Annotated in this window: 27 protein-coding genes; 18 read left to right on the top strand and 9 right to left on the bottom strand. The window is 68.5% G+C overall.

Features of this window, described 5'->3' with window-relative positions; all coding sequences use genetic code 11:
- Positions 1–89 precede the first annotated feature (89 nt).
- Complete coding sequence (locus tag ACZ6S4_RS19070) at positions 90–1,751, top strand: DNA repair helicase XPB (RefSeq protein ID WP_360833679.1); 1,662 nt, start codon at positions 90–92, stop codon at positions 1,749–1,751.
- 4 nt (positions 1,752–1,755) lie between these two features.
- On the opposite strand, the gene ACZ6S4_RS19075 is transcribed toward ACZ6S4_RS19070, so the two are convergent.
- From ACZ6S4_RS19075 to ACZ6S4_RS19090, 4 genes are read right to left on the bottom strand one after another with little or no spacing between them, the layout of a single operon-like run.
- Entirely contained in the window at positions 1,756–2,388 is a 633-nt protein-coding gene (locus ACZ6S4_RS19075; protein ID WP_465476215.1) for an HAAS signaling domain-containing protein, read from the bottom strand.
- Positions 2,385–2,726 carry a PadR family transcriptional regulator gene (locus ACZ6S4_RS19080; RefSeq protein ID WP_465476216.1) on the bottom strand — a complete coding sequence of 114 codons (342 nt, stop codon included), beginning with the start codon at positions 2,724–2,726 and terminating at the stop codon, positions 2,385–2,387. Before ACZ6S4_RS19080 ends, ACZ6S4_RS19075 begins: the two co-directional genes overlap by 4 nt.
- Before the next feature lie 32 nt (positions 2,727–2,758).
- Complete coding sequence (ligD, locus tag ACZ6S4_RS19085) at positions 2,759–3,706, bottom strand: non-homologous end-joining DNA ligase (protein ID WP_465476217.1); 948 nt, start codon at positions 3,704–3,706, stop codon at positions 2,759–2,761.
- Positions 3,699–4,649: an ATP-dependent DNA ligase gene (locus ACZ6S4_RS19090; RefSeq protein ID WP_465476364.1), complete on the bottom strand. Its 951-nt coding sequence runs from the start codon at positions 4,647–4,649 to the stop codon at positions 3,699–3,701. Before ACZ6S4_RS19090 ends, ligD begins: the two co-directional genes overlap by 8 nt.
- A gap of 132 nt (positions 4,650–4,781) precedes the next feature.
- Between ACZ6S4_RS19090 and ku the strand changes: the two genes are divergently transcribed.
- Positions 4,782–5,816, top strand: coding sequence for a non-homologous end joining protein Ku (ku, locus tag ACZ6S4_RS19095; RefSeq protein WP_465476218.1), 1,035 nt, complete (start codon positions 4,782–4,784; stop codon positions 5,814–5,816).
- Between the two features lie 13 nt (positions 5,817–5,829).
- Entirely contained in the window at positions 5,830–6,318 is a 489-nt protein-coding gene (locus tag ACZ6S4_RS19100) for an NUDIX domain-containing protein (RefSeq protein ID WP_465476219.1), read from the top strand.
- Between the two features lie 103 nt (positions 6,319–6,421).
- Here ACZ6S4_RS19100 and ACZ6S4_RS19105 read toward each other — a convergent pair whose 3' ends face one another.
- On the bottom strand, positions 6,422–6,967 hold the full coding sequence (locus ACZ6S4_RS19105) for a type 1 glutamine amidotransferase domain-containing protein (protein ID WP_465476220.1): 546 nt from the start codon (positions 6,965–6,967) through the stop codon (positions 6,422–6,424).
- 47 nt (positions 6,968–7,014) lie between these two features.
- A complete protein-coding gene (locus ACZ6S4_RS19110) occupies positions 7,015–7,479 on the bottom strand; it encodes a DUF2231 domain-containing protein (RefSeq protein ID WP_465476221.1) in 465 nt (154 codons plus the stop codon).
- A gap of 176 nt (positions 7,480–7,655) precedes the next feature.
- Between ACZ6S4_RS19110 and ACZ6S4_RS19115 the strand changes: the two genes are divergently transcribed.
- The 8 genes from ACZ6S4_RS19115 to ACZ6S4_RS19150 all read left to right on the top strand — a co-directional run bounded on the left by ACZ6S4_RS19115 (position 7,656) and on the right by ACZ6S4_RS19150 (position 12,482).
- Entirely contained in the window at positions 7,656–8,009 is a 354-nt protein-coding gene (locus tag ACZ6S4_RS19115; protein WP_465476222.1) for a DUF1304 domain-containing protein, read from the top strand.
- A 257-nt stretch (positions 8,010–8,266) separates the two neighbouring features.
- Positions 8,267–8,707 (top strand): DUF6232 family protein, encoded by a 441-nt coding sequence (locus tag ACZ6S4_RS19120; protein WP_465476223.1) that lies wholly within the window; start codon positions 8,267–8,269, stop codon positions 8,705–8,707.
- Positions 8,708–8,885: 178 nt separating this feature from the next.
- Positions 8,886–9,803, top strand: coding sequence for a helix-turn-helix domain-containing protein (locus ACZ6S4_RS19125; RefSeq protein ID WP_465476224.1), 918 nt, complete (start codon positions 8,886–8,888; stop codon positions 9,801–9,803).
- 48 nt (positions 9,804–9,851) lie between these two features.
- On the top strand, positions 9,852–10,046 hold the full coding sequence (locus ACZ6S4_RS19130; protein WP_465476225.1) for a DUF397 domain-containing protein: 195 nt from the start codon (positions 9,852–9,854) through the stop codon (positions 10,044–10,046).
- Positions 10,047–10,294: 248 nt separating this feature from the next.
- Positions 10,295–11,194, top strand: coding sequence for a helix-turn-helix domain-containing protein (locus tag ACZ6S4_RS19135; RefSeq protein ID WP_465476226.1), 900 nt, complete (start codon positions 10,295–10,297; stop codon positions 11,192–11,194).
- Positions 11,195–11,268: 74 nt separating this feature from the next.
- On the top strand, positions 11,269–11,469 hold the full coding sequence (locus ACZ6S4_RS19140; RefSeq protein ID WP_465476227.1) for a DUF397 domain-containing protein: 201 nt from the start codon (positions 11,269–11,271) through the stop codon (positions 11,467–11,469).
- A gap of 192 nt (positions 11,470–11,661) precedes the next feature.
- Positions 11,662–11,859, top strand: a complete 198-nt coding sequence (locus tag ACZ6S4_RS19145; RefSeq protein ID WP_465476365.1) for a DUF397 domain-containing protein — start codon at positions 11,662–11,664, stop codon at positions 11,857–11,859.
- Positions 11,860–11,927: 68 nt separating this feature from the next.
- Positions 11,928–12,482 (top strand): DUF6226 family protein, encoded by a 555-nt coding sequence (locus ACZ6S4_RS19150; RefSeq protein ID WP_465476228.1) that lies wholly within the window; start codon positions 11,928–11,930, stop codon positions 12,480–12,482.
- On the opposite strand, the gene ACZ6S4_RS19155 is transcribed toward ACZ6S4_RS19150, so the two are convergent.
- The gene (locus ACZ6S4_RS19155; protein WP_465476229.1) at positions 12,479–13,642 is read right to left on the bottom strand and encodes a geranylgeranyl reductase family protein; all 1,164 of its coding nucleotides are present in this window, start codon (positions 13,640–13,642) and stop codon (positions 12,479–12,481) included. The two genes, ACZ6S4_RS19150 and ACZ6S4_RS19155, sit on opposite strands and share 4 nt — an antisense overlap.
- A gap of 41 nt (positions 13,643–13,683) precedes the next feature.
- Between ACZ6S4_RS19155 and ACZ6S4_RS19160 the strand changes: the two genes are divergently transcribed.
- Genes ACZ6S4_RS19160 through ACZ6S4_RS19170 form a run of 3 tightly spaced genes read left to right on the top strand, consistent with a single transcriptional unit; the run spans position 13,684 to position 16,015 of the window.
- Positions 13,684–14,250, top strand: a complete 567-nt coding sequence (locus ACZ6S4_RS19160; protein WP_465476230.1) for a sugar O-acetyltransferase — start codon at positions 13,684–13,686, stop codon at positions 14,248–14,250.
- On the top strand, positions 14,247–14,822 hold the full coding sequence (locus tag ACZ6S4_RS19165) for a TetR/AcrR family transcriptional regulator (protein ID WP_465476231.1): 576 nt from the start codon (positions 14,247–14,249) through the stop codon (positions 14,820–14,822). The genes ACZ6S4_RS19160 and ACZ6S4_RS19165 overlap by 4 nt, the downstream gene beginning before the upstream one ends.
- Positions 14,819–16,015, top strand: a complete 1,197-nt coding sequence (locus tag ACZ6S4_RS19170) for an MFS transporter (protein ID WP_465476232.1) — start codon at positions 14,819–14,821, stop codon at positions 16,013–16,015. The genes ACZ6S4_RS19165 and ACZ6S4_RS19170 overlap by 4 nt, the downstream gene beginning before the upstream one ends.
- Positions 16,016–16,159: 144 nt before the next feature.
- Here the strand turns inward: ACZ6S4_RS19170 and ACZ6S4_RS19175 are convergent, their stop codons facing one another.
- Positions 16,160–18,673 (bottom strand): FtsX-like permease family protein, encoded by a 2,514-nt coding sequence (locus ACZ6S4_RS19175; protein ID WP_465476233.1) that lies wholly within the window; start codon positions 18,671–18,673, stop codon positions 16,160–16,162.
- A 3-nt stretch (positions 18,674–18,676) separates the two neighbouring features.
- Positions 18,677–19,429 carry an ABC transporter ATP-binding protein gene (locus tag ACZ6S4_RS19180; RefSeq protein WP_465476234.1) on the bottom strand — a complete coding sequence of 251 codons (753 nt, stop codon included), beginning with the start codon at positions 19,427–19,429 and terminating at the stop codon, positions 18,677–18,679.
- 127 nt (positions 19,430–19,556) lie between these two features.
- Here ACZ6S4_RS19180 and ACZ6S4_RS19185 point away from each other — a divergent pair, with 127 nt between their 5' ends.
- From ACZ6S4_RS19185 to ACZ6S4_RS19200, 4 genes are all read left to right on the top strand, one after another.
- Entirely contained in the window at positions 19,557–20,027 is a 471-nt protein-coding gene (locus ACZ6S4_RS19185) for a hypothetical protein (RefSeq protein ID WP_465476235.1), read from the top strand.
- A 950-nt stretch (positions 20,028–20,977) separates the two neighbouring features.
- Positions 20,978–22,282: a PP2C family protein-serine/threonine phosphatase gene (locus ACZ6S4_RS19190; RefSeq protein WP_465476236.1), complete on the top strand. Its 1,305-nt coding sequence runs from the start codon at positions 20,978–20,980 to the stop codon at positions 22,280–22,282.
- 382 nt (positions 22,283–22,664) lie between these two features.
- Positions 22,665–23,354 (top strand): GAF and ANTAR domain-containing protein, encoded by a 690-nt coding sequence (locus tag ACZ6S4_RS19195; RefSeq protein ID WP_465476237.1) that lies wholly within the window; start codon positions 22,665–22,667, stop codon positions 23,352–23,354.
- A gap of 224 nt (positions 23,355–23,578) precedes the next feature.
- Positions 23,579–23,968 carry a hypothetical protein gene (locus ACZ6S4_RS19200; protein ID WP_465476238.1) on the top strand — a complete coding sequence of 130 codons (390 nt, stop codon included), beginning with the start codon at positions 23,579–23,581 and terminating at the stop codon, positions 23,966–23,968.
- Positions 23,969–24,216 lie beyond the last annotated feature (248 nt).

Here is a 24,216-nt window from a genome sequence, read left to right on the forward strand (position 1 = left end):
CGACCCGCAGCGGAAAACCCAGGAAGGACCAGTACCAGGCGGACCGTGTCACACTGGAGGGTCTTCTCTCGCTCGTCGAAGGGCACCTGGTGACCGGCGGACCATTGATCGTCCAGTCCGACAAGACTCTGCTGCTGGAGGTCGACCACCCGGACGCGCAGGCGTGCCGGATGGCGATCGCCCCGTTCGCGGAGCTGGAGCGCTCCCCCGAGCACGTGCACACCTACCGGCTGACGCCGCTGGGCCTGTGGAACGCGCGCGCCGCCGGGCACGACGCGGAGAGCGTGGTCGACTCCCTGATCAAGTTCTCCCGCTACCCGGTGCCGCACGCGCTGCTGGTCGACGTCGCCGACACGATGGACCGCTACGGCCGGCTCCAGCTGATCAACGACCCGTCGCACGGGCTGGTCCTGCGCGGGCTGGACAAGATCGTGCTGGTCGAGGTGGCCAAGAGCAAAAAGCTGGCCGGCATGCTCGGCGCGCGGCTCGACGACGAGACCATCGCGGTGCACGCCTCGGAACGGGGCCGGCTCAAGCAGGCGCTGCTCAAGCTGGGGTGGCCGGCCGAGGACCTGGCCGGTTACGTGGACGGCGAGGCGCACGAGATCGACCTGGCCCAGGACGGCTGGACGCTGCGGTCGTACCAGCAGGAGGCGGTGGACGGCTTCTGGGCCGGCGGCTCCGGCGTGGTCGTGCTGCCCTGTGGCGCCGGCAAGACGCTGGTCGGGGCGGCCGCGATGGCCACCGCCAAGGCGACCACGCTGATCCTGGTGACCAACACGGTCGCCGGCCGGCAGTGGAAGCGTGAGCTGGTCGCCCGTACGTCGCTGACCGAGGACGAGATCGGCGAGTACAGCGGCGAGCGCAAGGAGATCCGCCCGGTCACCATCGCGACGTACCAGGTGCTCACCTCGCGGCGCGGCGGCGCGTTCACCCACCTCGACCTGTTCGGCGCCCGCGACTGGGGCCTGGTCATCTACGACGAGGTGCACCTGCTGCCGGCGCCGATCTTCCGCTTCACCGCCGACCTGCAGGCCCGCCGCCGGCTGGGCCTGACCGCGACGCTGGTCCGCGAGGACGGCCGCGAGGGCGACGTGTTCTCGCTGATCGGCCCGAAGCGCTACGACGCGCCCTGGAAGGACATCGAGGCGCAGGGCTGGATCGCCCCGGCCGAGTGCACCGAGGTCCGGGTCACGCTCACCGACGCCGAGCGCATGACGTACGCGGTGACCGAGGCCGAGGAGCGCTACCGGGTGGCGGCGACCGCCCGCACCAAGCTCCCGGTGGTCCGCGCGCTGGTCGAGAAGCACCCGAACGAGCAGGTGCTGGTGATCGGCGGCTACATCGACCAGCTGCATCAGCTCGGCGAATACCTCGACGCCCCGATCGTGCAGGGCTCGACGACCAACAAGGAACGCGAGCGGCTGTTCGACGAGTTCCGCTCGGGCTCGCTGAAGACGCTGGTGATCTCCAAGGTCGGCAACTTCAGCATCGACCTGCCCGAGGCGGCCGTGGCGATCCAGGTCTCCGGCACGTTCGGCTCCCGGCAGGAGGAGGCCCAGCGCCTCGGCCGGGTGCTGCGCCCGAAGGCCGACGGCCGCCAGGCGCACTTCTACACGGTGGTGTCCCGCGACACGATCGACACGGAGTACGCCGCGCACCGCCAGCGCTTCCTGGCCGAGCAGGGCTACGCGTACACGATCGTGGACGCCGACGACGTGCTCGGCCCGCCGTTGCCGCAGGTCGACTGACCGGTCACTCGACGGTCGGCGGCACCGGGACGGCCTCCGGCGCATCGGGCTCCAGCGGGGCCTCGGTGCCCGGCACCACGCTCACCGCGGGGCCGTCGACGGACGCGCTCCGGGTCAGCAGGAAGGCCCCGGCCATGCAGCCGAGCAGGACGAAGACGACGACGGCGATCGCGACCCCGATCACCACCCGTAGCCCGCTGTTGTCCCCGGGCTTGCGGGTCGGGGGCGGCGGCGCGAACGGCGGTCCGGCCACCGGCGGCGGCGCATAGGAAGCACGGGCGAAGCCGGGGTCGGGCGGGAACGGGCCGGCGTAGGCGGGCGGCGGCGAGTCCGGCGGCGGCGGGACAGCCGGCAGCGGCCGTCGCGCCGCGCTGGTCGCTCCCGCGTACGAGAGCACCGGCTCGGCCATGCCGGCCTCCTCGTACGCCGCGGCCGCGACGACCTCCGGGCTGCCCAGCCGTTCCAGCAGCTCCAGGAGCTCGCCCTCGGAGGTCACGCCCCGTTCCACGCGCTCGTTGCTGATGTGCGCCGCGATCTCCGCGAGCAGTTCGCGGCGCTGGAGCACCGGCAGGCCGGTGAGCCGCAGCTCCAGCTCGTGCAGATACTCCGCCACGGCGTCGTTGGTCTTGTCGCTCATGCCCCACCGGTCCCTACGAGACGGTCGACGGTCTGTCGAAAGGAAACCCACTCCGAGCGGAAGTGCTCGAGTGCCGACCGCCCGCTGTCGGTGAGCGCGTAGTAGCGCCGCGGCGGTCCGGTCGGCGACTCGCTCCACTTGCTGTCCAGCCAACCCACCCGGCGCAAGCGGGACAGCAGCGGATAGATCGTGCCCTCGGAGGCGGCGAGGTTCCGTTCCTCACCGAAGCGCCGGACGATCTCCGTGCCGTAGCGGTCCTCGTGCTCGACCATGGCGAGCACGCAGAACTCGAGCGTCCCGCGCCGGAGGCTGGTGGAGAGTTGCGCGACGTCGGCCATGCACCACACGGTACCTTGCCACGCAAGGTAGCTCAACGAGTCGGTACGGCCGGCCCAGGTTCCAGCAGTTCAGCCAGCAGATCCCCGTGGGTATCCACACGCTCCAGCACCTCGGCGGCCCCGAACTGCCGGGCCGGCTCGGAGCCCAGCGCCATCTCCGCGACCTCGTCCCAGGTCAGCGGCGTCGAGGCGGTCGGGCTGTCCTGAGCCCGCAGCGAGTACGGCGCCACCGTGGTCTTCGCCGCGTTGTTCTGACTCCAGTCGATGAACACCTTGCCGGGCCGGACCGCCTTGGCCATCTTGGCCGTGATCGAACCCGGCACCTGCGCGGACAGTTCCTCGGCCACCCGCTTGGCATAGCCCGAGACCGTCTCGGCGTCCTGCGTCCCGGAGATCGGCACGCATAGCTGCATGCCCTTCTTGCCGGAGGTCTTGGGATAGGCGGCGAGGCCGTCGTCGGCGAGCCGGTCGCGCATCAGCATCGCGACGCCGCAGCACTCCTTGAGCGCGGCCGGTGCGCCCGGGTCGAGGTCGACCACCAGCAGGTCAGGATCCGCGCCGATCCGCCACTGCGGCGTGTGCAGCTCCAGCGAGGCGAGATTGGCCACCCAGACCAGGGTGGCCAGCTCGTCGACGACCACGAAGTCGATGGTCTCGCGGTCCTTGGTCGAGCCGGGCACGGGCAGCGTCTCCAGCCGTACCCACGACGGGGTCCCGCCGGGCGCGTTCTTCTCGAAGAAGTGCATGCCGTCGACGCCGTTCGGATAGCGGATCCGGGTCAGCGCGCGGTCCTTGAGATGGGGCAGCAGCACTGGGGCGATGCGGGTGTAGTAGTCGATCACCTCACCCTTGGTGAAGCCGACCGCCGGATACATCACCTTGTCGAGGTTGGACACCTCGAGGTCGCGGCCCTCGATCTGCACCGCATATCGCTCCCGAGGTCTTACTTTCGGTTTTCCGCTGCGGGTCGGCTCAGCCATCGTCGTCCTCCTCGGCGCACTCGTCCGGAGACTTATCCGGGCGCAGCCGCAGGAAACGCGGGAAGCGCAGCCGGCCGTCCGGGGTCCGGTTGCCGTACCGCACCTCGGTGACCAGCTCCGGCCGTACCCAGTGCGCGCCCCGGGAGTCCTCGCGGGGCACCGCGCCGGGCAGGAACGGCGACTCCCGGGTCTCCAGCGGCGCCAGCACCGACAACAGCTCCCGCTCGGCGGCCGCCCCGATGCCACCGCCGACCCGGCCACGGAACCGCAGCCGCCCGTCCGGACCCGGCACGCCCACCAGCAGGCCGCCGAGCTTGCGCACCCCGGCCCGCCAGCCACCGATGACGTAGTCCCCGGTCCGGTCGAACTTGACCTTGATCCAGTCCGGTGACCGGGCCCCCGGCAGGTACGCCGAGTCCAGCCGCTTGGCCACGACGCCCTCGAGGCGGTTCTCCCGGGCGGCGGCCTCGGTGGCCGCCCCGTCCGTGAACGCCGGGGGCACCATCCACGAGCCGCTGCCCAGGTCGAGGCTCTCCAGGTGCCCGCGCCGCTCCACGTACGGAACGTCGAGCAGGGACTGGTCGCCGTACCGGAGCAGGTCAAAGATCATGTACGTGACCGGCAGGGTCACCGCCAGCCGGGCCGCCCGGCCGGGATCACGGACGTGCATCCGCTCGGCCAGCGCGGTGAACGACGGCCGCCCGGCCGCGTCCAGCACCACCATCTCGCCGTCCAGCAGTGATCCGGGCGGCAGCGACAGGCCGGTGACCTCGGGATATGCCAGCGTCACCGCCGCGCCCGAGCGCGCCCACAGCTGCGGCGGCCCCCCGGTGAACGACGAGAGCACGCGCACGCCGTCCCACTTGAACTCGTAGCTCCAGCCCGGCCCACGGGGCAGCGTGCCCGCGGTGGCGAGCATCGGCGAGAGCGGCGCACCCGGCACCTGATCACCATAGGCACCAGCGAACACCTTACGCAGGCGTCTCACTAATGCCATCCTTGATCGGGGGACTGCTCATCAGCGAAGTTGCCTGGGTTTTCCGCCGCGGGTGGACTCAGCTGGGTTGGAGAAGAAATGCGAGCGATCTGGAAGGGCGCGGTCTCGTTCGGCCTGGTGTCGATCGCCGTGAAGCTCTTCTCCGCGACGGAGGAGAAGGACATCCGGTTCCACCAGGTGCACCGCACCGACGGCGGCCGGATCAAGTACAAGCGCACCTGCTCGATCGACGGCGAGGAGGTGACCTACGACGACATCGCCAAGGGTTACGACCTCGGCGGCGGCGAGATGGTCATCCTGACCGACGAGGACTTCGCCGAGCTCCCGCTGACCACCTCGCGGGCGATCGACGTGCTGCAGTTCGTGCCGGCCGAGCAGATCGACCCGCTGCTGTTCGCCAAGGCCTACTACCTCGAGCCCGAGGGTCAGGCCGCGAAGCCGTACGTGCTGCTCAGGGACGCGCTGACCGAGTCCGACCGGGTCGCGATCGTCAAGGTCGCGCTGCGCCAGCGCGAGCAGCTGGCCACCCTGCGGGTGCACGACGACGTGCTGGTGCTCAACACCATGCTCTGGCCCGACGAGGTCCGCACGCCGGACTTCGGTTTCCTCGACGAGGACATCGAGACCCGCCCGGCCGAGCTGGCGATGGCCAGCTCGCTGATCGACTCGATGGCCGGCAGCTTCAAGGCTGACGAGTTCACCGACAACTACCGGGCCGCCTTGCAGGAGGTCATCGACGCCAAGGTCGAGGGCCGCGAGATCGTCGCGCCGGAGGAGGCCGAGGAGGCCCCGGCGGCCGCCGTCGACCTGATGGCCGCGCTCAAGGCCAGCGTCGAACGCGCCAAGAAGGCCCGCGGCGAGGCCCCGGAGGAACGGGCCCGGGAGATCGGGGCCACCCCGATCGGCGCGGCCAAGTCGGCCGCCAAGAAAACCTCATCCGGTACGGGGACAAAGTCAGCAACCGCAAAGAAGGCCGCCCCGGCGAAGAAGGCGGCAGCGGCCAAGAAAACTCCAGCCGCGAAGGCGACTGCCGCGCCCGCCAAGACCACAGCGGCGAAGAAGGCTCCGGCGAAGAAGGCCACTGCCACGAAGGCGGCGAAGAAGTCGGCCTGACTACGCTGGTCCGGTGGCATTGACGTGGGATGAGTCCTATCTGGGTCGGGTACGGACAAGAGTCGGCGACACCGACACGATTCTGTTCGTGGGGGCGCGGGGTGTGATCCTCGACGAGCAGAACAGACTTCTGCTGATCCAGCGTTCCGACAATCACCGCTGGGCGATCCCGGCGGGCGCGATGGAGCTGGGCGAAAGCATGCAGGAGTGTGCGATCCGTGAGGTCTGGGAGGAGACCGGGCTGCGCGCGACCTCGCTGACGCCGTTCGCCTTCTACACCTCGTACACGTACACCAACGAGTGGGGCCACACCTACCAGCAGATCCTGATGTCGTTCCGGATCCACACCTGGGAGGGCGAGCTGCAGAAGGTGACCGAGGAATCGGTGGACGCCGGCTTCTTCCCGCTGGACGCGCTGCCCGGCCCCAAGTCGCCGATCATCGACGAGGTGCTGGCCGACCTGGCGTCCTTCGAGGCGACCGGCCGGATGGTCCTGAAGTAGGCGTTCCCCGCCGGGTCAGCCCGGCGGCCGCCCGGCATGGCCGTGGCGCACGGACCGGGGTCTGTGCGCCACGTCAGCTCGGCGGAGTCCGTACCGTTTGCGGTTATTTCGCGTGGGCGATCTCTTCCAGCATCTTGTCGCAGAAGGCCGGGATGTCGTCGGGTTTGCGGCTGGTCACCAGGCCGTCGTCGACGAAGACCTGCTCGTCCACCCAGGTCGCGCCGGCGTTGGCCAGGTCGGTGCGCAGGCTCGGCCAGCTGGTCAGGGTGCGGCCGTCGACGACGCCGGCCTCGATGAGGGTCCAGGGGCCGTGGCAGATCGCCGCCACCGGCTTGCCCGCGCTGAAGAACTCGCGCACGAAGCGCACCGCCTCGGGGTCGGTCCGCAGGAAGTCCGGGTTGGCGACGCCGCCGGGCAGCACCAGGGCGTCGTAGTCGGTCGCCGCCGCGTCCTTGACCTGCTTGTCCACCGGGTACGTGCCGGCCTTGTCCATGTGGTTGACGGCCTGGATCTCGCCGTCCTTGATCGAGACGAGTTCCGCCGTGCCGCCGGCCTCCTCGACCGCCTTGCGGGGCTGGGTGTACTCGACCTCTTCCACGCCGTCGGTCGCGAGGAACGCGACCCGCTTGCCACTGATCGATGTCGCCATCGTCCGCGCCTCTCTCCGTCTCCGCTCTGTCCTTCGTTTCCGCTCTGTCAGAAAATGCGGTTCCCGGCCTCGGCGCGGGCAAACGCCGGGGTGCGCCGGCGGCGGTTGACGAGCTCGCCGCCGTACCAGGCACCGAAGACGGCACCGGCCAGGGCGAGCAGCTCGACCGCGACCAGGCCGCCGCCGGCCACCCGGTCGGGGGTGCGCATACGGACCATGAGGATGACGGTGAAGATCAGCAGGACACCCATGTTGACCAGGCCCTGGAGCACGCCGCGCCGCTTCGCCAGGGTGCCGCGGACGAACATCAGGTCGATGGCGGAGGCGGCCGCGGCCAGCACACCGCCGATCAGGCCGGCGACCAGGTTCCAGTAAGCGAGCGCGCCGAGGATGTCGGGACCGCCGAACACGTTGCCGAGATCGAACAGGACGGCCATCGCGAACAGGCCGAGGGGGAACATCACCAGGACCGGCTGGACGGCCTGATTGGCGATCCGGAGTCTGCTGTCCATGCGGGCTGTACCCTCCCCTACCTGCTCGTTCATCAACGTCAACAGTTCGGCTACCCGGGGACCACGGCGGCGAAACGCACCGTGTCGATGGTTACGTTCATCGATGAACTGCCATGTCCTATCGTTTGCCCAAGATCCGGCCGCGACCCGCTCGCCGGCGGCGGAAGGAATGGCCGATGGAATGGGCAGCACGGATCCTGGTCGGCCTGGTGGCCGCGATCCACATTTACATCCTCGTCCTCGAGATGTTCCTGTGGCGGACAGATCGGGTGCGGGCCACGTTCGGTACCACCGCGGAGTTCGCCGAACAGACCGCGACCCTGGCGGCGAACCAGGGCCTCTACAACGGCTTCCTGGCCACCGGCCTGATCTATGGTCTCATCTCGGACGACCTGACGTTCCAGGTATTTTTCCTGTCCTGCGTGGTCGTAGCCGGAATTTATGGTGCTCTGACGGTGACCACCCGGATCCTGTTCGTGCAGGTCATCCCGGCCGCGGCGGCCCTGCTGCTGGTGGTGCTGGCGGCCTGATCCAGGAGTCGGCTTGTACGCAATCTGCAACATGGCAGGTTGAGTGGTAGCGAGCAGCGCCATGGCCATGCTGTACTGAGTGCAGGCATTGAAGGGCGGATCTGGAGGGAAACAAGGAACGGCACCCGGCGGCAACCGGGTGCCGTTGTCGCCTCCGGGGCGTCATGCGATGCGACGCGCGAGGCGGGGTCGAATCTCTACGCCAATGGTGGCCCGCACTTCCCCTCCTCGCAAGGAGTCGTGGAGAGGAGTTCGCCATGCGCATCTACTACCGTGGACCCGACGCAGTGGTGACCGACGGACATTTCGCCTGGCTCGGGGATCCCGTGAGAATGGTGCTGATCCGGGACCTGCGCAACGTCCGGCGGGCGCACACCGACGCCCGCCGCGGAAACCCCCGGGCAATGCAGGTCGGCCTGGCCGCCCTGCTGGTGACGGCGGCGGGATGGAGCACCCTCGGCACCACCGCGGTCCTCGTGTCGGCCCCGCTCTGCGCGGCCATCGCCGGCATCAGCACAGCGGCGTACTGGCGGTCGCGGCCCCAGCGGTGGGAGCTGCTGGCCACGTACCGGGGCAGCAACGTGACCCTCTACTCGACCTCGGACGTACGGGTCTTCAACCAGGTGGCCAGGGCCCTGCGCCGCGCGGTCGAGGACTCCCGGCCGGCCACCGACGGATATGACCTGGTCGCCGCATGACGGACAAACCATGTCACGCAGTGCTCCTAACGGGTGACAACTAACAGTTTGATCAATACCAGAGACGCGGTGATTCGTTCTCAGTACGATTTGGTCGCAACCTCGCTGTCTGCAAGATAGCCACCAGCGAGGTTGCGATCGCCTCGTCCGACGTACTCCTCGCGCTGATGAAGGACTCATGACTGAAGGTGATTCGCCGACAGTCGCGCGCCGCCGCATACGCCTAGCGTTGCGCGAAGCCCGCGACGCAGCCGGCCTCACCCAACTTCAGGTCGCCGAGGAGATGGAGTGGTCACTGTCCAAGGTGATCCGCATCGAAAACGGCGACGTGACGATCGCGCCCAATGACCTTCGGCCGCTTTTGTCCTTTTACGGGATCAAGGATCGGAAGCAGGTCAGTGATCTGCTGACGTCGGCGCGGATCGCGCGGGCGCGGCAGCGGCAGGCCTGGTATCAAGCGCCCGAGTATCGCGAGCATCTGTCCGATGCCACACGTCGCCTGATCGAGTACGAGATCGAGGCTGTCGCGATCCGGTCCTACTCCATCTACTACATACCAGGGTTTCTGCAGACCGAGAGCTACGCCGCCGCACTGACCGGCAAATTCGGCGAAGAGCTCGGCTCCCCGAAAAAGGAGTTGCTGCTCGCAGCTCGGCAGAACAGGCGAAAGACGTTGCTTTCTCGCCTGGCCGCTGTTGAGGTTTTTTTGTTGCTGGAGGAATCGGTCTTCATGCGACCCATCGGCGGCGAGAAGATTTTTGCCGAACAATTGCGCGAAATGCGGAGAGTGGCCGCCGAAGGGCAAATCCATCTCCGCATGCTGCCGTTCGCTCTGGATTATCCCATTGCCAACAATGGCAGCTACGACCTCTTGGCCCTCAGCACCCAGGAAACCGATAGCGAAGTTTTGTACCGCGAAAACGGTATGAACGACGAGATCGTCGAGGACAAGACCATGACTCAACGCCATCGCCAACGTTTCGACCAACTTTGGCGCCTTTCCAAAGACGAATCGGACACAATTCGATTTATTGACAACAGGATCGAGAACTTGGAGACACAATCGCCTTCTCCCGATACCCCAGAACTACCCTGACTGCACACGGTGCACCAACGTCGGTGCGCTAAGAAACCGGAGAAACCTGTGTCTATCTCAGAATCACTGCAATGGCGTAAGAGCTCCTACTGCAGTAACGGCACCTGCGTCGAGGTGGCCAAGGAAGCCGGCCAGTATCTCGTTCGTGACTCCAAAAACCCTGAAGCTGACCCACTCAGCTTCACGGCAGAGGAATGGTCGGCCTTCGTTCGCGGCATCAACGAAGGGCAGTTCAGCTTCTGACGATGCCGCCATCCGTTCCGGGTGCAGTCGACGTGCCGGCACACGTCGAGTGCTCTTTGAATGGCTGGATACACACCTTGTCGACTTCACAGGTATCAACGCAACAAATTCGATGTCAGTTTGCGGGCGCCCAGCCGGAGACGTACCGCAATCATGAACCTCTCGACTGCATCCGTTTCCGCTATGATAGACAAGCTTTCCCGCAGCACTTCCAGGTAATACGGGAACCAGCTGACTATTGAGGAATCATGGCCGAGGCAGCATCACCCACTGTCGCTCGCCGACGCGTTCGCCTGGCCTTGCGCGAGGCTCGCGAGAAGGCCCAAGTGAGTCAGCAGCAGGTTGCCGACCACATGGACTGGTCGCTCAGTAAAGTCATTCGAATCGAAAACGGCGACGTGGCCATCTCGCCGAACGATCTCAGAAAGCTCCTCGCCCATCTCGGCGTAACGGATACCTCGTTGATCAGGGCGCTGCGCATCGACGCGAGAACGGCCCGGATGCGTCGAGCCCAGACCTGGTACCAGGAACCGCAGATGCGGGCCATCCTCAGTGACTCCTATCGCAAGTTGCTCGAGTTCGAATCTGAAGCAACGGCGCTCCGATATTTTTCAATTTATTTCGTCCCGGGGCCGCTTCAGTCTCCTGACTATCGCAACGCCATTTATGAGTTGTGGGCGGACGAGATCTCCGGACGAGCCGTCGATACGCTCCTGGAAGCTCACCGACTGCGACGGCGCGCGCTCCTCGAACGCAGTCCTTCCCCTTCCGTGTTCGCGCTGCTGGACGAGTCAGTCTTCACGCGGCCGATCGGTGGAGCGCGAATCTTCAACGATCAACTCAAAGAGCTCAGCCGCTTGGCGACCACAGGCTTGCTGAACATGAGGATGATTCCCTTCAACGTCGACACTCCCGTCAGCAGCAATGCCTCCTTCGAGTTGCTCTCGCTCGACGTGCACCATGTCGACAGCATGCTTCTGTATCGCGAGACCGGACTGACCGACGAAATCGTCGAGGCCAGGTCGATCACGCAGCGACACTTCGCGCGTTACGACAAGGTCTGGCAGGAAGCCATGAACGAGACAGACACGATCGATTTCGTTCAGGCCAGAATTCGCGCGCTTGAAGCGGCCGACACAGGCCACTGACGGCTGAACTACTCGACGCCCCTGTGCCGACCCGATGGGGATCGGTGCACTTGGCAATCCCGAGAGGTAGACAAATGGACAACGGCATCAACCTGCCCACTTGGCGGAAAAGCAGCAGGTGCGCAAACTGTTCTTGCGTAGAAGTAGCGAAAGTGGGTGCCGACACCTACCTGATCCGCGACTCAAAGCAGCCTGACGGCCCGGCACTCTCCTTCACGGCGGAGGAGTGGACCGCCTTCGTGGAGGGCGTACGAGCGGGTGAGTTTCAGTTCTGAGTGACGCCAGCTGGCCGCTCTGCGCACGGAAGACATGCCAAAAGTGCGCAGAGCGGACATAAAACCTCACAAATGACATGAAAAGTTACTTTGTTGACACTAGCTGCCGGTTCACTCACTGCTGGCTACTTCATGACTTGTGAGGCGTCGCTTACCGTGTAACTCGGGAACCATCGCGGAGGAGTGACCATGATGAACTCGACGGAACCACCTGCTTGGCGTAGCAGCAGTAAGTGCGCGAACGGAACCTGCGTGGAGATCGCCGCGGTCGACGGCGGGTACCTGGTCCGGGACAGCAAGCGTCGCGAGCAGCAGCCGATGTTCTTCACTGAGGAAGAGCTGTCCGTCTTCGCGGCGGCATTCGTGGCCGGGGAGTTTCAGCCCGAGTGAGCATTTCCGGTCGCTGATCTTCTGGCGTTCCCGGCTGTGCCCCGGGCCGAGCGGGGCATACTTCGCTGGTGGGCGACACCGGATCGCGACCGGACAGCTTCTCTTCCCGGGTCTCTGACGCGGGGCGGTTCCTCGTGCTGCACGAGGCCGCCGAGGACGTTCTCGATGAGCTGACCGAGCGTTACGTCGTCGACCGGCGCGAGAGCAAGGAGCCGGTCGGACCCGCGCCGGGCGCCGAGGTCGTGCGCACCGTCCGGCTGATGCCTCGTAGCCCGGCCGCCGGGCCGCTGTCGATCGCCTTCACCGACTTTCCGGGCGTTGTGCTGCGGTTGGGCCGCTGGTTCTTCGAGGCGTTGCCCGACTGCGGCTGCGACGACTGCGCCGAGGACCCGGCCGCATTGGTCGAGGATCTTCGGGCCCGGGTGTCCGCGCACGTCGAGGGCGGGCTGTGGGAACGCGTCCGGCGTGGGGTCACCGGGTCGTGGCTCGAGACGCGGCTCATCGGGCCCGGGCTGCGGACCACCCGCCAGGCACCGATCGATCCGGCCGAGGCGCGAGCCGCCCGGCGCGAGGGCTTCGCCGCCGCCGTGCAGTGGGCACCCTGGATCCGCCGCGCGCCTTAGGCGGCGCGGCCGCCGAGGAGGTTGATCGCCGTGCTGATGGAGGGGCGGCGGACCACGTTCGCCATGGATAGCTCGCCGCGGCAGAAGGCCTCGAAGGCGCGCCAGCCCATGGGTGTTGCGAAGGCCGCGTGCATCAGCCGGGGGTGCTTGGCGAAGACCCGCAGCAAGCGCCGGCCCGCCGCCATCTCAGGCGCCAGTTCGCCCTCCACCTGCTGATCGTATTCGGCCAACTCCGAAGGCGTCTCCGCGCGAGCCGCCACCTCGCCGGCCCACGTTCCCGACCGCAGGGCGTAGCTGATCCCTTCCCGGGTCCACGGTTCCAAGAGCCCCGCGGCGTCACCGACGACCAGCACCCGCCCCCGGCGCAGCGGCGCGTCCGTACGGCGGCAGCGCGTCAGATGCCCCGAGTCGCGGACGACCCGCCGATCCGCCAGCCCGACTTGGGCCAGCAAGTCAGCCAGGTACTTCTTGGTCTCGGCACCCCGCCCCTTCTCCATGATCACGCCGACGGTGAGCTCGTCGTCCTTCGGGAACACCCAGCCGTACGAGCCGGGCACCGGGCCCCAGTCCAGCAGCACCCGCCCCTTGTACGCCGCGCGGTCGGCCTCGGTCGCGGCCACCTCGACCTCCAGACCCAGGTCCTGCTGGTCGAACGTGACCCCCACATGCCGGGAGCTGATCGCCGCTGAGCCGTCCGCGCCGATGACGAACCGCGCAGTGATCACCTCGCCGTCGGTCAGGGTCACGGTGGCTTTGTCGGCGTCCTGGTCGAGGGTCCGGACCTGGGCGTTCTGCCTTACCTCGGCGCCGGCCGTGCGGGCTGCTTCGTACCAGGCGAAGTCGAAGTCGTCGCGCCGTACCATCGTCAGGACGGGGTGTTGCGGTGACCTGCGGGTGAACGCCCGCCGGCCGTTCTCGGTGAAGGTTATGGCCGCGACCGTGTCGCGGGCCGGGACCTTGATCCTCGGGGCGGCTATCGCCAGGGACGTACCGATCAGGCCGCCGCCGCAGGTCTTGTAGCGCGGGTGCTCCGCACGCTCGAGCACGATCGTCCGGGCTCCGGCCGTGGCTGCGGCGTGTGCCGCCGCCAGGCCGCCCGGGCCGGCGCCGATCACGGCGACATCCCACTGCGCTGTCACCTGGCGGATTCTAGCGATCATCGCTGTGTACAAACGTACACATCATATGTACGGTTGTACGCATGGGTGAACGGACGATGCGCGAGCGGATGCTCGCCGGTGAGCTTTACATCGCGGATGACCCGGAGCTCGGGCGTGAGCTCGACCGGGCCGCCGCCTTGAGCCATCGGCTCAACAGCATGGACCCCACCGACGGTGCCGCCCGGCGTGCTCTGCTCACGGAGCTGCTCGGCGCTTTCGGTACGGACAGCGAGATCCGTCCGCCTTTTCACTGCGACTACGGCTACCAGACGTTCGTCGGCGCCCGGACCTTCGCGAACTTCGGGCTGGTCAGCCTTGACGTCGCGACCGTGACCATCGGCGACGACGTGCAGATCGGCCCGAACGTGCAGCTGCTCACCGCTACCCACCCCGTCGCGGCCGGCCCCCGTCGTGACAAATGGGAGGCGGCGTTACCCATCACCATCGGTGACAACGTCTGGCTGGGCGGGGGTGTCATCGTGCTGCCGGGCGTCACTATCGGCGACAACACGGTGGTCGGGGCGGGGTCGGTTGTCACCCGCGAGCTACCCGCCAACGTGGTCGCGGTCGGCAACCCGGCCCGGGTCATCCGGCAGGTGGAGCCGTGACCACCGAGGCCGGCGCGGCCCGTTCGGCACGCCGGTACGACCCCGATCGCAAGCTGCGGATCATCGACGTCACGGTCGACGTCATCGCCGAGTACGGCGTCGCCGGCACCACCCACCGGCGGATCGCGGCGGCTGCGGACGTACCCCTGGGGTCTTTGACCTATCACTTCGACGGCCTGGTGGATCTGCTGGCGCAGGCGTTCCGCCGGCATGCGGAACGCATGTCGCGGTCCTACGAGGCCGCGTTCGACGGCGTCTCGACCACCGCCCAGCTGATCGACGCGATCACCGACTTGATCCACGGTGACGCGGACGCCGACCCGCGTGACTGGGCGGTGGCCTACGAGCTGTATCTCGCGGCATTGCGGGATCCTGCGTTGCGCACCGTCACGGAGTCGTGGATGCGGACCAGCCGCGCCGTGCTCGAACGGTTCATGGATCCGACCACCGCACGGGGCATCGACGCCCTCATCGAAGGCCTGGTCATGCACAAGACCCTGGCCACCACCCCCGGCGCGACCCGCGCCGAGACCCGCGAGATCGTCGCCCGTCAGCTTGGAGCCACCGCATGACCACCACCCTCGTCGCACCCACCGTCGACGTCCTCGCGTCCCGGCGCGCGGTCTACATCGCGTTCACCGGCTGCGGTTTCGCCATGGCCTCCTGGGCCACGCGCATCCCGCAGGTCCGCGACGGGCTCGGGCTGACCCCGTCGCGGCTCGGCCTGGTGCTGCTGGCCATCGCGGCCGGCTCGATCGTGTCGCTGGTGCTCGCCGGCCACATCGTCGCCCGCTTCGGATCGCGGGCCACGGTGGCCACGATGGCGGGATTGCTGCTGGTCGCGCTGAGTGCGGTCGGCATCGGCTACCCGTACGGCATCACGCCGGTGGTGATCGGTCTGTTCCTCTTCGGCTTCGCCAACGGCGCCTGGGACGTGGCCATGAACGTCCAGGGCGCGGTGGTGGAAGGGCGCCTGGGCAAGGCGATCATGCCCCGCTTCCACGCCGGCTACAGCGTCGGCACGGTGGCCGGTGCCCTGACCGGTGCCGGGGCGGTGGCGTTGCGCGTACCGGTCACTGCGCATCTGATCTTCTCAGCGGTCCTCATCGGAGTGATCGTGATCCTGGCGGTCCGCAGCTTCGGCCCGGACGACGTGCACCCGCCCACCTCGGACGAGGGTGGAGGCCTGCGCCGCACGCTGGCCACCTGGCGAGAGCCGCGGACGCTGCTCATCGGCCTGTTCGTGCTGGCGTTCGCCTTCGCCGAGGGAGCCGGCATCGACTGGATCAGCGTCGCGGTGATCGACGGCTACGGCGCCGAGGCGACGATCGGCACTCTCGCCTTCGCCACGTTCCTGACGGCGATGACGGTCGGCCGGTGGTTCGGGCCCGCACTGCTGGACCGCTACGGACGGGTGGCCGTGGTCCGGATGCTCGCGGTGCTGAGCCTCGCCGGGCTGATGCTCTTCGTCTTCGGCCCGAACGTGGTCACCGCCTTCGCGGGGGCGCTGCTGTGGGGGGTCGGGGCCTCGCTGGGCTTCCCGGTCGGGATGAGCGCGGCGGCGGACGATCCGGCGAAGGCCGCGGCGCGGGTGAGTGTGGTCGCCACGATCGGCTACTGCGCGTTCCTGGGCGGACCGCCGCTGATCGGCTTCTTGGGGGATCACATCACCGTGCTGAAGGGGCTGGGCGCGGTGGCGGTGCTGCTCGCCGTCGCCACAGCGGCCGCCGGAGCACTGCGGCCGCTGCGGCCCACCGAAGACTGACGAGAAGAACGGCACCCGGTTGCCGCCGGGTGCCGTGTGGTGTTTCCCCTCGGACTCCGCCCTTTCTTGTTCCAGTGAAGCATGGCCAGTGCGCTGATCGCTACTACTCAGACTGCTACATCGCAGATTGGGTAATCCGGAGATCTACTCACGCAGCCCGATGCCCTCGATCGGTGGTGTACGCAGCACCCGGCCGATCGGCAGCATCGTCGCGACCAGCGCCAGGGCGACCGTGCCGCCGAGGATCGTCGCCGCACCGAGGGCCGGCACGTACGGGATCCGATCGCCCGAGACCGCGTGGACCACCGACGACAACGTGATGGCTGCGATCGCCGTACCGATCGCCAGGGCCACGCCCAGCAGGCCGGCCTGTTCGGCGTGCACCATCCGCTTGATCTGGCCGCGGGTCACCCCGACCAGGCGGAGCAGGGACAGCTCGCGGGCCCGGGCCAGCGCCGCCATGATCAGGGTGTTCGCCGCCGCGAGGACCGCGTACCCGACCAGAACCATGATGAGCAGCTTGTTGAGCCAGGCGCTGATCGCCAGGTCCTGGGCGAGCTCACCGGTCAGCTGCTCGGTGCCGACCACGGTGCTCAGCGGATAGGCGTTCGCGAGATCGGCCAGGCCCGCGGTGACGTCCGCCCCCGGCGCGGTGCGGATGAGGACGTGGTCGTTGAGGCCGGTCGCGGTGTGGCCGGTGAGCGTCTCGGTGTCCAGGGTGACGTCGCCGAAACCCCAGCCGCGGTCGTACAGCGCGACGATCCGCAAGGTCACCGGCACGCCGTCGCCGAGCCACAGCCGGGCGTCGTCGCCGAGCTTCCAGCCGGCCGAGTCCGCCAGCGTCGTCGACACGGCCACTGTGGAGACCCGCAGCTCGTCGAGGCTTCCCGACCGTACCCCCAGGTCCAGGGTCTGGTCCGCACCCACCGGGTCGATGCCCTGGGCCGCGACCGCCTGGGCCTCGAGCTGGTTGGGGACGATCACCGACGTGCGGCGTACCCCCGTCGCCGCGACCACCCCGGGGATCTTGCGGGCCTCGGCCGCGGCCGTCGCGGGCAGGCCGGCCCCGCCGGTCAGCGCATGCTGGGCGAGTGTGCCGTCGTGGCTCTGGACCACCGTCTGGCGTTGCAGGTTGTCCTGCAGGAACCACACCGTGCCGCCGAAGCCGACCGAGAGCACCAGCGCGCTCAGCACCGCGACCATGCCCCGGGCGTTCGCCCGCAGGTTCGCCGCCGCCAGGTAGCCGCTGGTGCCCCAGACGGTCCGCAGGACCGGCGTGAGCAGCCGGGCCGCGGCCTGGTTGATCCACGGCGCGAGCAGGGCGATGGCCAGCACGAAGGTGTAGAGCATGCCGGTCGCGGCACCCAGCGCGGTCGTGCCGTCGGTGGCGCCGGTGAGGCCGATCAGCGACACCCCGCCGGCCAGGAAGACCAGGCCGGACACGATCCGGACCCGGCCGCCGAGGGCGCGCTCGACGGCCGCCTCACCCAGCGCCTCGGTGGGGCGGATCCGGGTGGTGCGCAGGGCGGCGATCCACGCGGAGCTCAGCGCGACGACTGCCACCGCCACGGTCACGGCCAGCGCGGACAGCACACCGCCGCTCAGCTCGAAGGTGCCGGGAACGAAGCCGCGGGTCACGAGCTGGTTCCGGGTCCAGGCGGTCGCGGCCAGGCCGGCCGGGACGCCGACGACCGCGGCGAGCAGGCTGAGCAGGCCGACCTCGGCGAGGATCATCTGCCGTACCTGGCCGGGGGTGGCCGCGATCGCCCGCAGCAGCGCCAGATCGCGGCGACGGTGCCGGACCGACAGCCCGACCGTGCCGGCCACCACGAAGATGATGATCATTGCGGCGTAACCACCGAACGCGGCACCGGCCTGCACGGTCAGCGCCCGCGCGGCCACTGCCTCGGGCTGCTCGACGAGCCCCCGCTCGCCGTCCACATAGGTCTTGACGTTCGGCGCGGCCTTGCGGACCGCGGCCACCACGGCCGACTTGTCCGCGCCGGGCTCGGCGAGCACACCGATCGCCGTGAAGCTGCCCGGATGGGGATCGAGCCGCGCGGCCTGCGCGTCGGTGAAGAACACCGTCGCCTGCGGGCCCACCGCGTCGACCACACCGCTCACCCGGAACTTGCGCTCGGCCCCGCCCACCACGATCGCGGTGGCGTCCCCGGGCTGCAATTTCCCGCCTGCGGCGAGCCGGGCATCGACGGCGATCTCACCGTCGGCCTGCGGCTGGGTGCCGGCCACCATCCGGTACGGGGCCAGCGCGGCACTCCCCCAACCATGGCCGGTGGTCCGCACCCCCGGCGCCGCCACCGGCGTGACCGCGATCGAGTGGTCGCCCACGGCGCTTGCCACGCCCGGCAACGCAGCGATCGTCGCGACCAGCGTGTCCGGAACCCGGCCACCCTCAGGCAGCGACACAGTGGTGGACTCGGTCTCGCCGAAGATCTCCGGCCCGGCGATGGTGCGATCACGGTCGGCCACGACGGCCACCGTCCCCGCGTACCGCTGGGGTGAGCCCTGATAGCGCAGGCCCGACTCGACCAGCAGCCCGCAGGCCATCAGGATCATGACGCCGGCGGCGAGCGCGACGAACGTCGCCACGAAAGTGCCCTTACGGAAGCGCAGCATCTGCGCGGCCAGTCCCAGCACGGCTCAGCCCTCCCGGCTTGCGACGGGCTGCCGGCGGCCGAGCCGGGCCAGCTGCTCGGCGATGCGCTCGGCACCTGGCTGCGGCATGTCCTGCACGATCCGGCCGTCCGCGAGCACCATGACCCGGTCGGCGTACGAGGCGGCGACGGGATCGTGGGTCACCATGATCACGGTCTGCCCGGTGTCATCGACGACCGACCGCAGCAGCGTCAGCACCTCGGCCGCGGTCTGCGTGTCGAGCGCGCCGGTCGGCTCATCGCAGAAGATCACCTCAGGCCGGGTGACCAGCGCCCGGGCGATCGCCACCCGCTGCTGCTGACCACCGGAAAGCTCCGACGGCCGGTGCCCCAGCCGGTCACCGAGCCCGACCCGGCCGACGACCTCGGCGAGCCAGGCCCGGTCCGGGCGATTGCCGGAAAGCCGGGACGGCAACAGGATGTTCTGCTCGACGGTCAAGGCACCGACCAGGTTGAACGCCTGGAACACAAAACCGATCCGGTTGCGGCGCAGCTTGGTGAGCGCCTTCTCGGACATCGACGAAAGATCGGTGTCTCCGATCCGCACCCGCCCCGAGGACGGCCGGTCGAGCCCGGCGGCGCAGTGCAGCAGCGTGCTCTTGCCGGAACCGGACGGTCCCATGACGGCGGTGGCGGTCCCCTTGAGGAACCAGGCGTCGACGTCGGCGAGGGCAACGACGGGCTGCTCACCGCCGTACGTCTTGCTGACACCTTCGACGGTGACGGCGATATCTGACATGGCTGGGGCCCTCCGAAGCGGTGTTGTGCGGTCTCCTCCGACGCTAGGGAGATCACGGCTCAGCTTCGATGAAGCAGGCTGCCCGCCGGGGGTACAGCAGGCGCTACCGCCCCCTTAGGGTGGCGCGGTGACTTCGTTCCCGCCTCCGCCCCCGGCCTTCGCTCCCGCTCCCACGCCCCCGCCCCGCAAGCGCCGCCCCTGGCTCATCGTCCTGGTGACGGTGGGCATCCTGACGGTGCTGGTGTGCGCGCTGGGGCTCGGCCGGCTCTTCTTCCGGCTCAAGCACGTGACCGACATCGACAAAGAGGTCGAGAAGACGACGGCGGCCTTCATCGAGGACCGCCGCGACGGGCTCAGCAAGGCGGGGTACGACGGGCTGTGCGCGGAGGCGAAGGAGGAGTTCCGGCTCGAGGACCTCGCCGGGCCGCCGGAGAAGCCGGTCACGGATTTCCAGATCCTGTTGACGGATGTGGAGCACGCGCGCGGGCAGGCGACGGTCAGTGTCGACGTGCAGCGGGGGGACGGGACCCGGGAGAAGGAGGTCTACATCCTTGATGAGGACGGGGAGCGGTGGAAGATGTGCGGGTTCCCCAGCTGAGCCGGCCGGCCGGTCAGCGCTGCCCGCTTCGCAAATAGTCGCCAATGTGGGCGCCTGCGTCGCGGAAATCAGTCGGTTCAATCCCGAGGCCACTCGCCTCAGCCGGCGGTTGTCACATTGGTCGTGGGCGGCTTCTGCTATCTCCGGCTCGGCCGCCGGTCCGGCAATGGCAATGGCAAGGTGAAAGCTCCGCTCATACCGTCACAACTCGCGCGCAACAATCCGAAAAGTCATTGAGGGAAGCGCGCCAGACACTCGAACACGAGGCCGCAGCGTTGGAGATGTACCGGCAGCGGCATCGCGAAACCCGCATCATTGCCGATCGGTGGTACACCTACAAACGTAGCGCCGCCGAGACCCGACGCAGCGTGTCCACGAGCCTGAATCAGATCCGCGACAAGAAGCAACAGCTCGCCCGGACCCGAGACCGTTCACCCAGCTCGAGGCAAGGAAACGCAAGAACCTCGACAAGTGGGTGCCGCCCTCATCACGTCCATCGGGGCCCACGGCGAAGGGTTGGCCACCGCGCCACCGAAACGCTCGATGAGTCGCAGTAGACTCGGCCACGGCCCCGACGCCGCAGTCCCCACCAGCACCCAGCACGTCGCTGACCTGAGCACCGAGAGCCGCCGGCCGGACTGGATCGTCCGGGCTCACGAAGCCGGAGCTCACAAGTTCCCTGTCGATCGGACTGCCCGTATGGGCGACCGGCGGTGCAGCGCCGTGGCCCTTGTCGAACGCTCTACCGCTCCCTGAGCCCTGAGCCTGCCAATTCACCTCGCCCACCCATCCCGGCAGGCCAACCTGCTTAGTTGCACGCCGCAGGGGAACACCCGCCGCCGAGCTGTTCGAGGTGTCCCGACCGACGGTGTACCGGGTCCTCGAACGCGCCGTGGCCCGCACGGGCGTTGACGCGTGAACATCACCCATGCGGCAGGAGCAGACCAGTCATGACCATCCCCACACCCGCCGAGCACCGCTGGCTTGCCGCATTCACCGATCTGCTGGACCGCTCGCACTTGTTCCAGGCCGACGGCCTGGCCCCGGCGGTCACCGCTGTGCTGGCACCGCTGGGCATCCACGCCGCGATCTACCTTGTCGACGACGAGCAGCGGGCGTTACGGCCCGTCCCGGCCGATGACCGGCCCGCGGCCGAGCCGATCGACCTGGAGGGATCCCTTCCCGGCCAGGCGTTCACCCTGGTACGGAGCATGCCCACCGTACAGAGCAGCGGGTGGTGGGTGCCGATCGTCAACGGCACCGACCGCCTCGGTGTTATCGAGTTCACCGTCACCGGCGGCATCGCCCAGGACAATGACCTCATCCGGCAGCGGTGCGAGACGATGGCGGGGCTGATCGGGCACCTGGTCACGGTGACCGCGCCGAAGGGTGACTTCCTGTTCCAGGTCCGCCGGGCCCGGCCGATGTCCAACAGTGCTGAGTTGTTGGCGCAGATGCTGCCCCCGCTGACGGCCAGCTGCGAACGCCTGGTCATCAGCGCGATCCTCGAACCGCGCTACGACGTCGGTGGCGACGGCTACGACTACGCCATCGACGGCCCCCTCGCCCGGATGATGATCTTCGACGGGGTCGGCCACGGCATGAAGGCCGGCCTGGCGTACACAGTGGCTGTCATCGCGATCCGTGCCGCCCGCCGCGCCGGACACGATCTGCACGCCCAAGCCAGAGCAGCCGACGCTGCATTGCTGGAGCAGTTCAGCGACGCCCGGTTCGTCACCGCGATCCTCGCCGAACTCAACCTGGACACCGGCGTGCTGCGGTACATCAACGCAGGCCACCCCGCCCCCCTGCTGCTGCGCGCCAACAAAGTCGTCCGGGAGTTGCCCGGCGGCAGACGGATGCCGCTCGGTCTCGACGACGTCTCCACGCGGCTCGGCGAGGAAATCATGGAACCCGGCGACCGGCTGCTCCTCTACACCGACGGCATCACGGAAGCCCGCGACGCCCACGGCGAACAGTTCGGCGTCGACCGGCTGATCGACCACGCCGAACGCCACGCCACCGCCGGGCTGCCCGCTCCGGAAACCCTGCGCCGGCTGGCGCAAGCCGTCGCCGGGCACCACGACGGTCCCGCTACCGACGACGCCACCCTGCTACTCGCCGAGTGGTCCCCCACCTTCGTCGGACGCCTCCTGCCTGACATCGCGAAACCGTCCGACGTCTCCGGTGAACCCGGCGTCGGCCCGCCGGCCAGCCCCCACGTGGCCCCCCTCAGCAGGGACAGCAACCTGTGAGCACACCACCTCGGCCGCCGCACGGTACGTCGCAGCGCCCTCTCGGTCCGCTGGGGGCCCGTATCTTCGCTCTGGCTGGGTGTCCGCGCCTTCCCGCCCCGGCGGCGGCGAGCCGCGCTCGTGAGCTTGCAGCCAGCCCATGCCCAGGAGCAGACGGCACCCTCCCGAGAGGCTGTGGACCGGGCCAGGGGCGTGAATGCTTCCCCGGGGGGCATACGACCGCCAAGCTAGGACACGGTTCGCGACAGTGACCTGGTCAGGTCCCGGACGGTATGCAAACTCCGTCCGGGACCGCCGCAACATCGAGATGGAGAAGGGCATGGCGGGCAGCCACAGCGATGCAAACAAGGGCCGCGGCGAGACGTCACCGGACGCTGGCGGCTTGGATGACCTCGCGGGACGGCTCAGTGACCTCGCGCGGACACTGCAGAACGAGGACGGCGTCGATGAGACGTTGCAGGCGATCGTGGGCGCGGCCGTCGGCACGGTCCCGGGTGCGCAGTACGCCGCCCTGTCGGTGGTGGAACGCCGCCGGGAGATCCACACCCGGGCCGGGACCGCCGACGTCGTCTACGCGGTCGATCAGGTGCAGTACGACACCGGCGAAGGACCGTGCCTGAGCGCCGTATACGAGCAGCAGACCGTGTCCCTGCCGGACATGAGCACCGAAGCTCGGTGGCCGAAGTTCACCGGCCGCACCGCCGAACTGGGAGTGCTGAGCATGTTGTCGTTCCAGCTTTACGTGCAGCAGGACAACCTCGGTGCCCTCAACCTGTACTCCGAGCACAAGAACGCCTTCGACGCCGACTCCGAACACATCGGGCTGCTGTTCGCCTCCCATGCCGCCGTGGCCATGTCCGGCGCCCAACAGCAGGAGCACATGAACAACGCCGTCGCCGCGCGTGACCTCATCGGACAGGCCAAAGGCATCCTGATGGAACGCCACAAACTCACCGCCGACCAGGCGTTCACCGTCCTGAGCCGGGCCAGCCAGCACACCAACACCAAACTCATCGACGTCGCCCGCGCACTCACCGACACCGGAGAGCTCATCCAACCCCGCCGCCCTTGACGATACGACCGAATGCCATCGGCCCCGCGTATGCCAAGCACGAGCACGCAAGACCCGAGAAAAGCCAGGCCGCGCGGACCGACCAGCCCCGCCGACGCGGCCCATCTGCGGGCCATGTGACCTCGTAGTTCACGCGATACCGCCTGCCGCGTCAACGGTGCGCCCTCACCCGGATGGGCATTGCTCGTCTTCTGCTGATGCCAACGTCGTGCCAGTGTGGAGAAGTGAATGCTGAGCAGGAGAAACTTGATCAGCAGGCCGAGATCGATGCCGAGGTTGCTGTGTCGGCCGCCATGATGGGTGCGAACCCGGGCCGTTGGCAGAGCGATGAGGTGGGCGAGGAAGTCCTCGCCCGCGAGCAGGTCACTGCCAGCGAGGCGGCCCAGCCGCGTATTGCTGAAGCCGGGGTGTTGCGTCAGCAGTCCGACGCGCGTGAGCGACGTCTTGCTGTTCTGGAACGGGTAGCCGAGCAGCGCGAAGCCGGCATCCAGCTCCGTAGCGACCTTCTCGATGCTCGGGAGCGGGAGATCGGTTCCCGGGAGCGAGCGGTCGACCAGCGGGAGATCGAAGTGGAACTGGCGTCCTGGCCGGATTCCGGCTCGTCCTCGGGCTGACTGGCCGCGATACCGGATGACGTCGTCGCGCCGGTGCGATTCACGTTGCGACCCGGGCGGTACGGCCAACGCACCGCCGCTCGCGCTCGACGACTGCGTAACGATGCCAAGAGTCGAAGCTGGGGGGCGTCCGGCGGCCCGGCGAGGAACCGCTGACCCGGCTGCTGCCCGTTGTCTCGAAAGGCCATATCCCGCGCCCCGTAGCACCGCAGCAGTGGGCAGTTTCGATGGATCTGCCCTCGGAACCG

The sequence above is a fragment of the Actinoplanes sp. NPDC051405 genome (genome assembly GCF_055586185.1).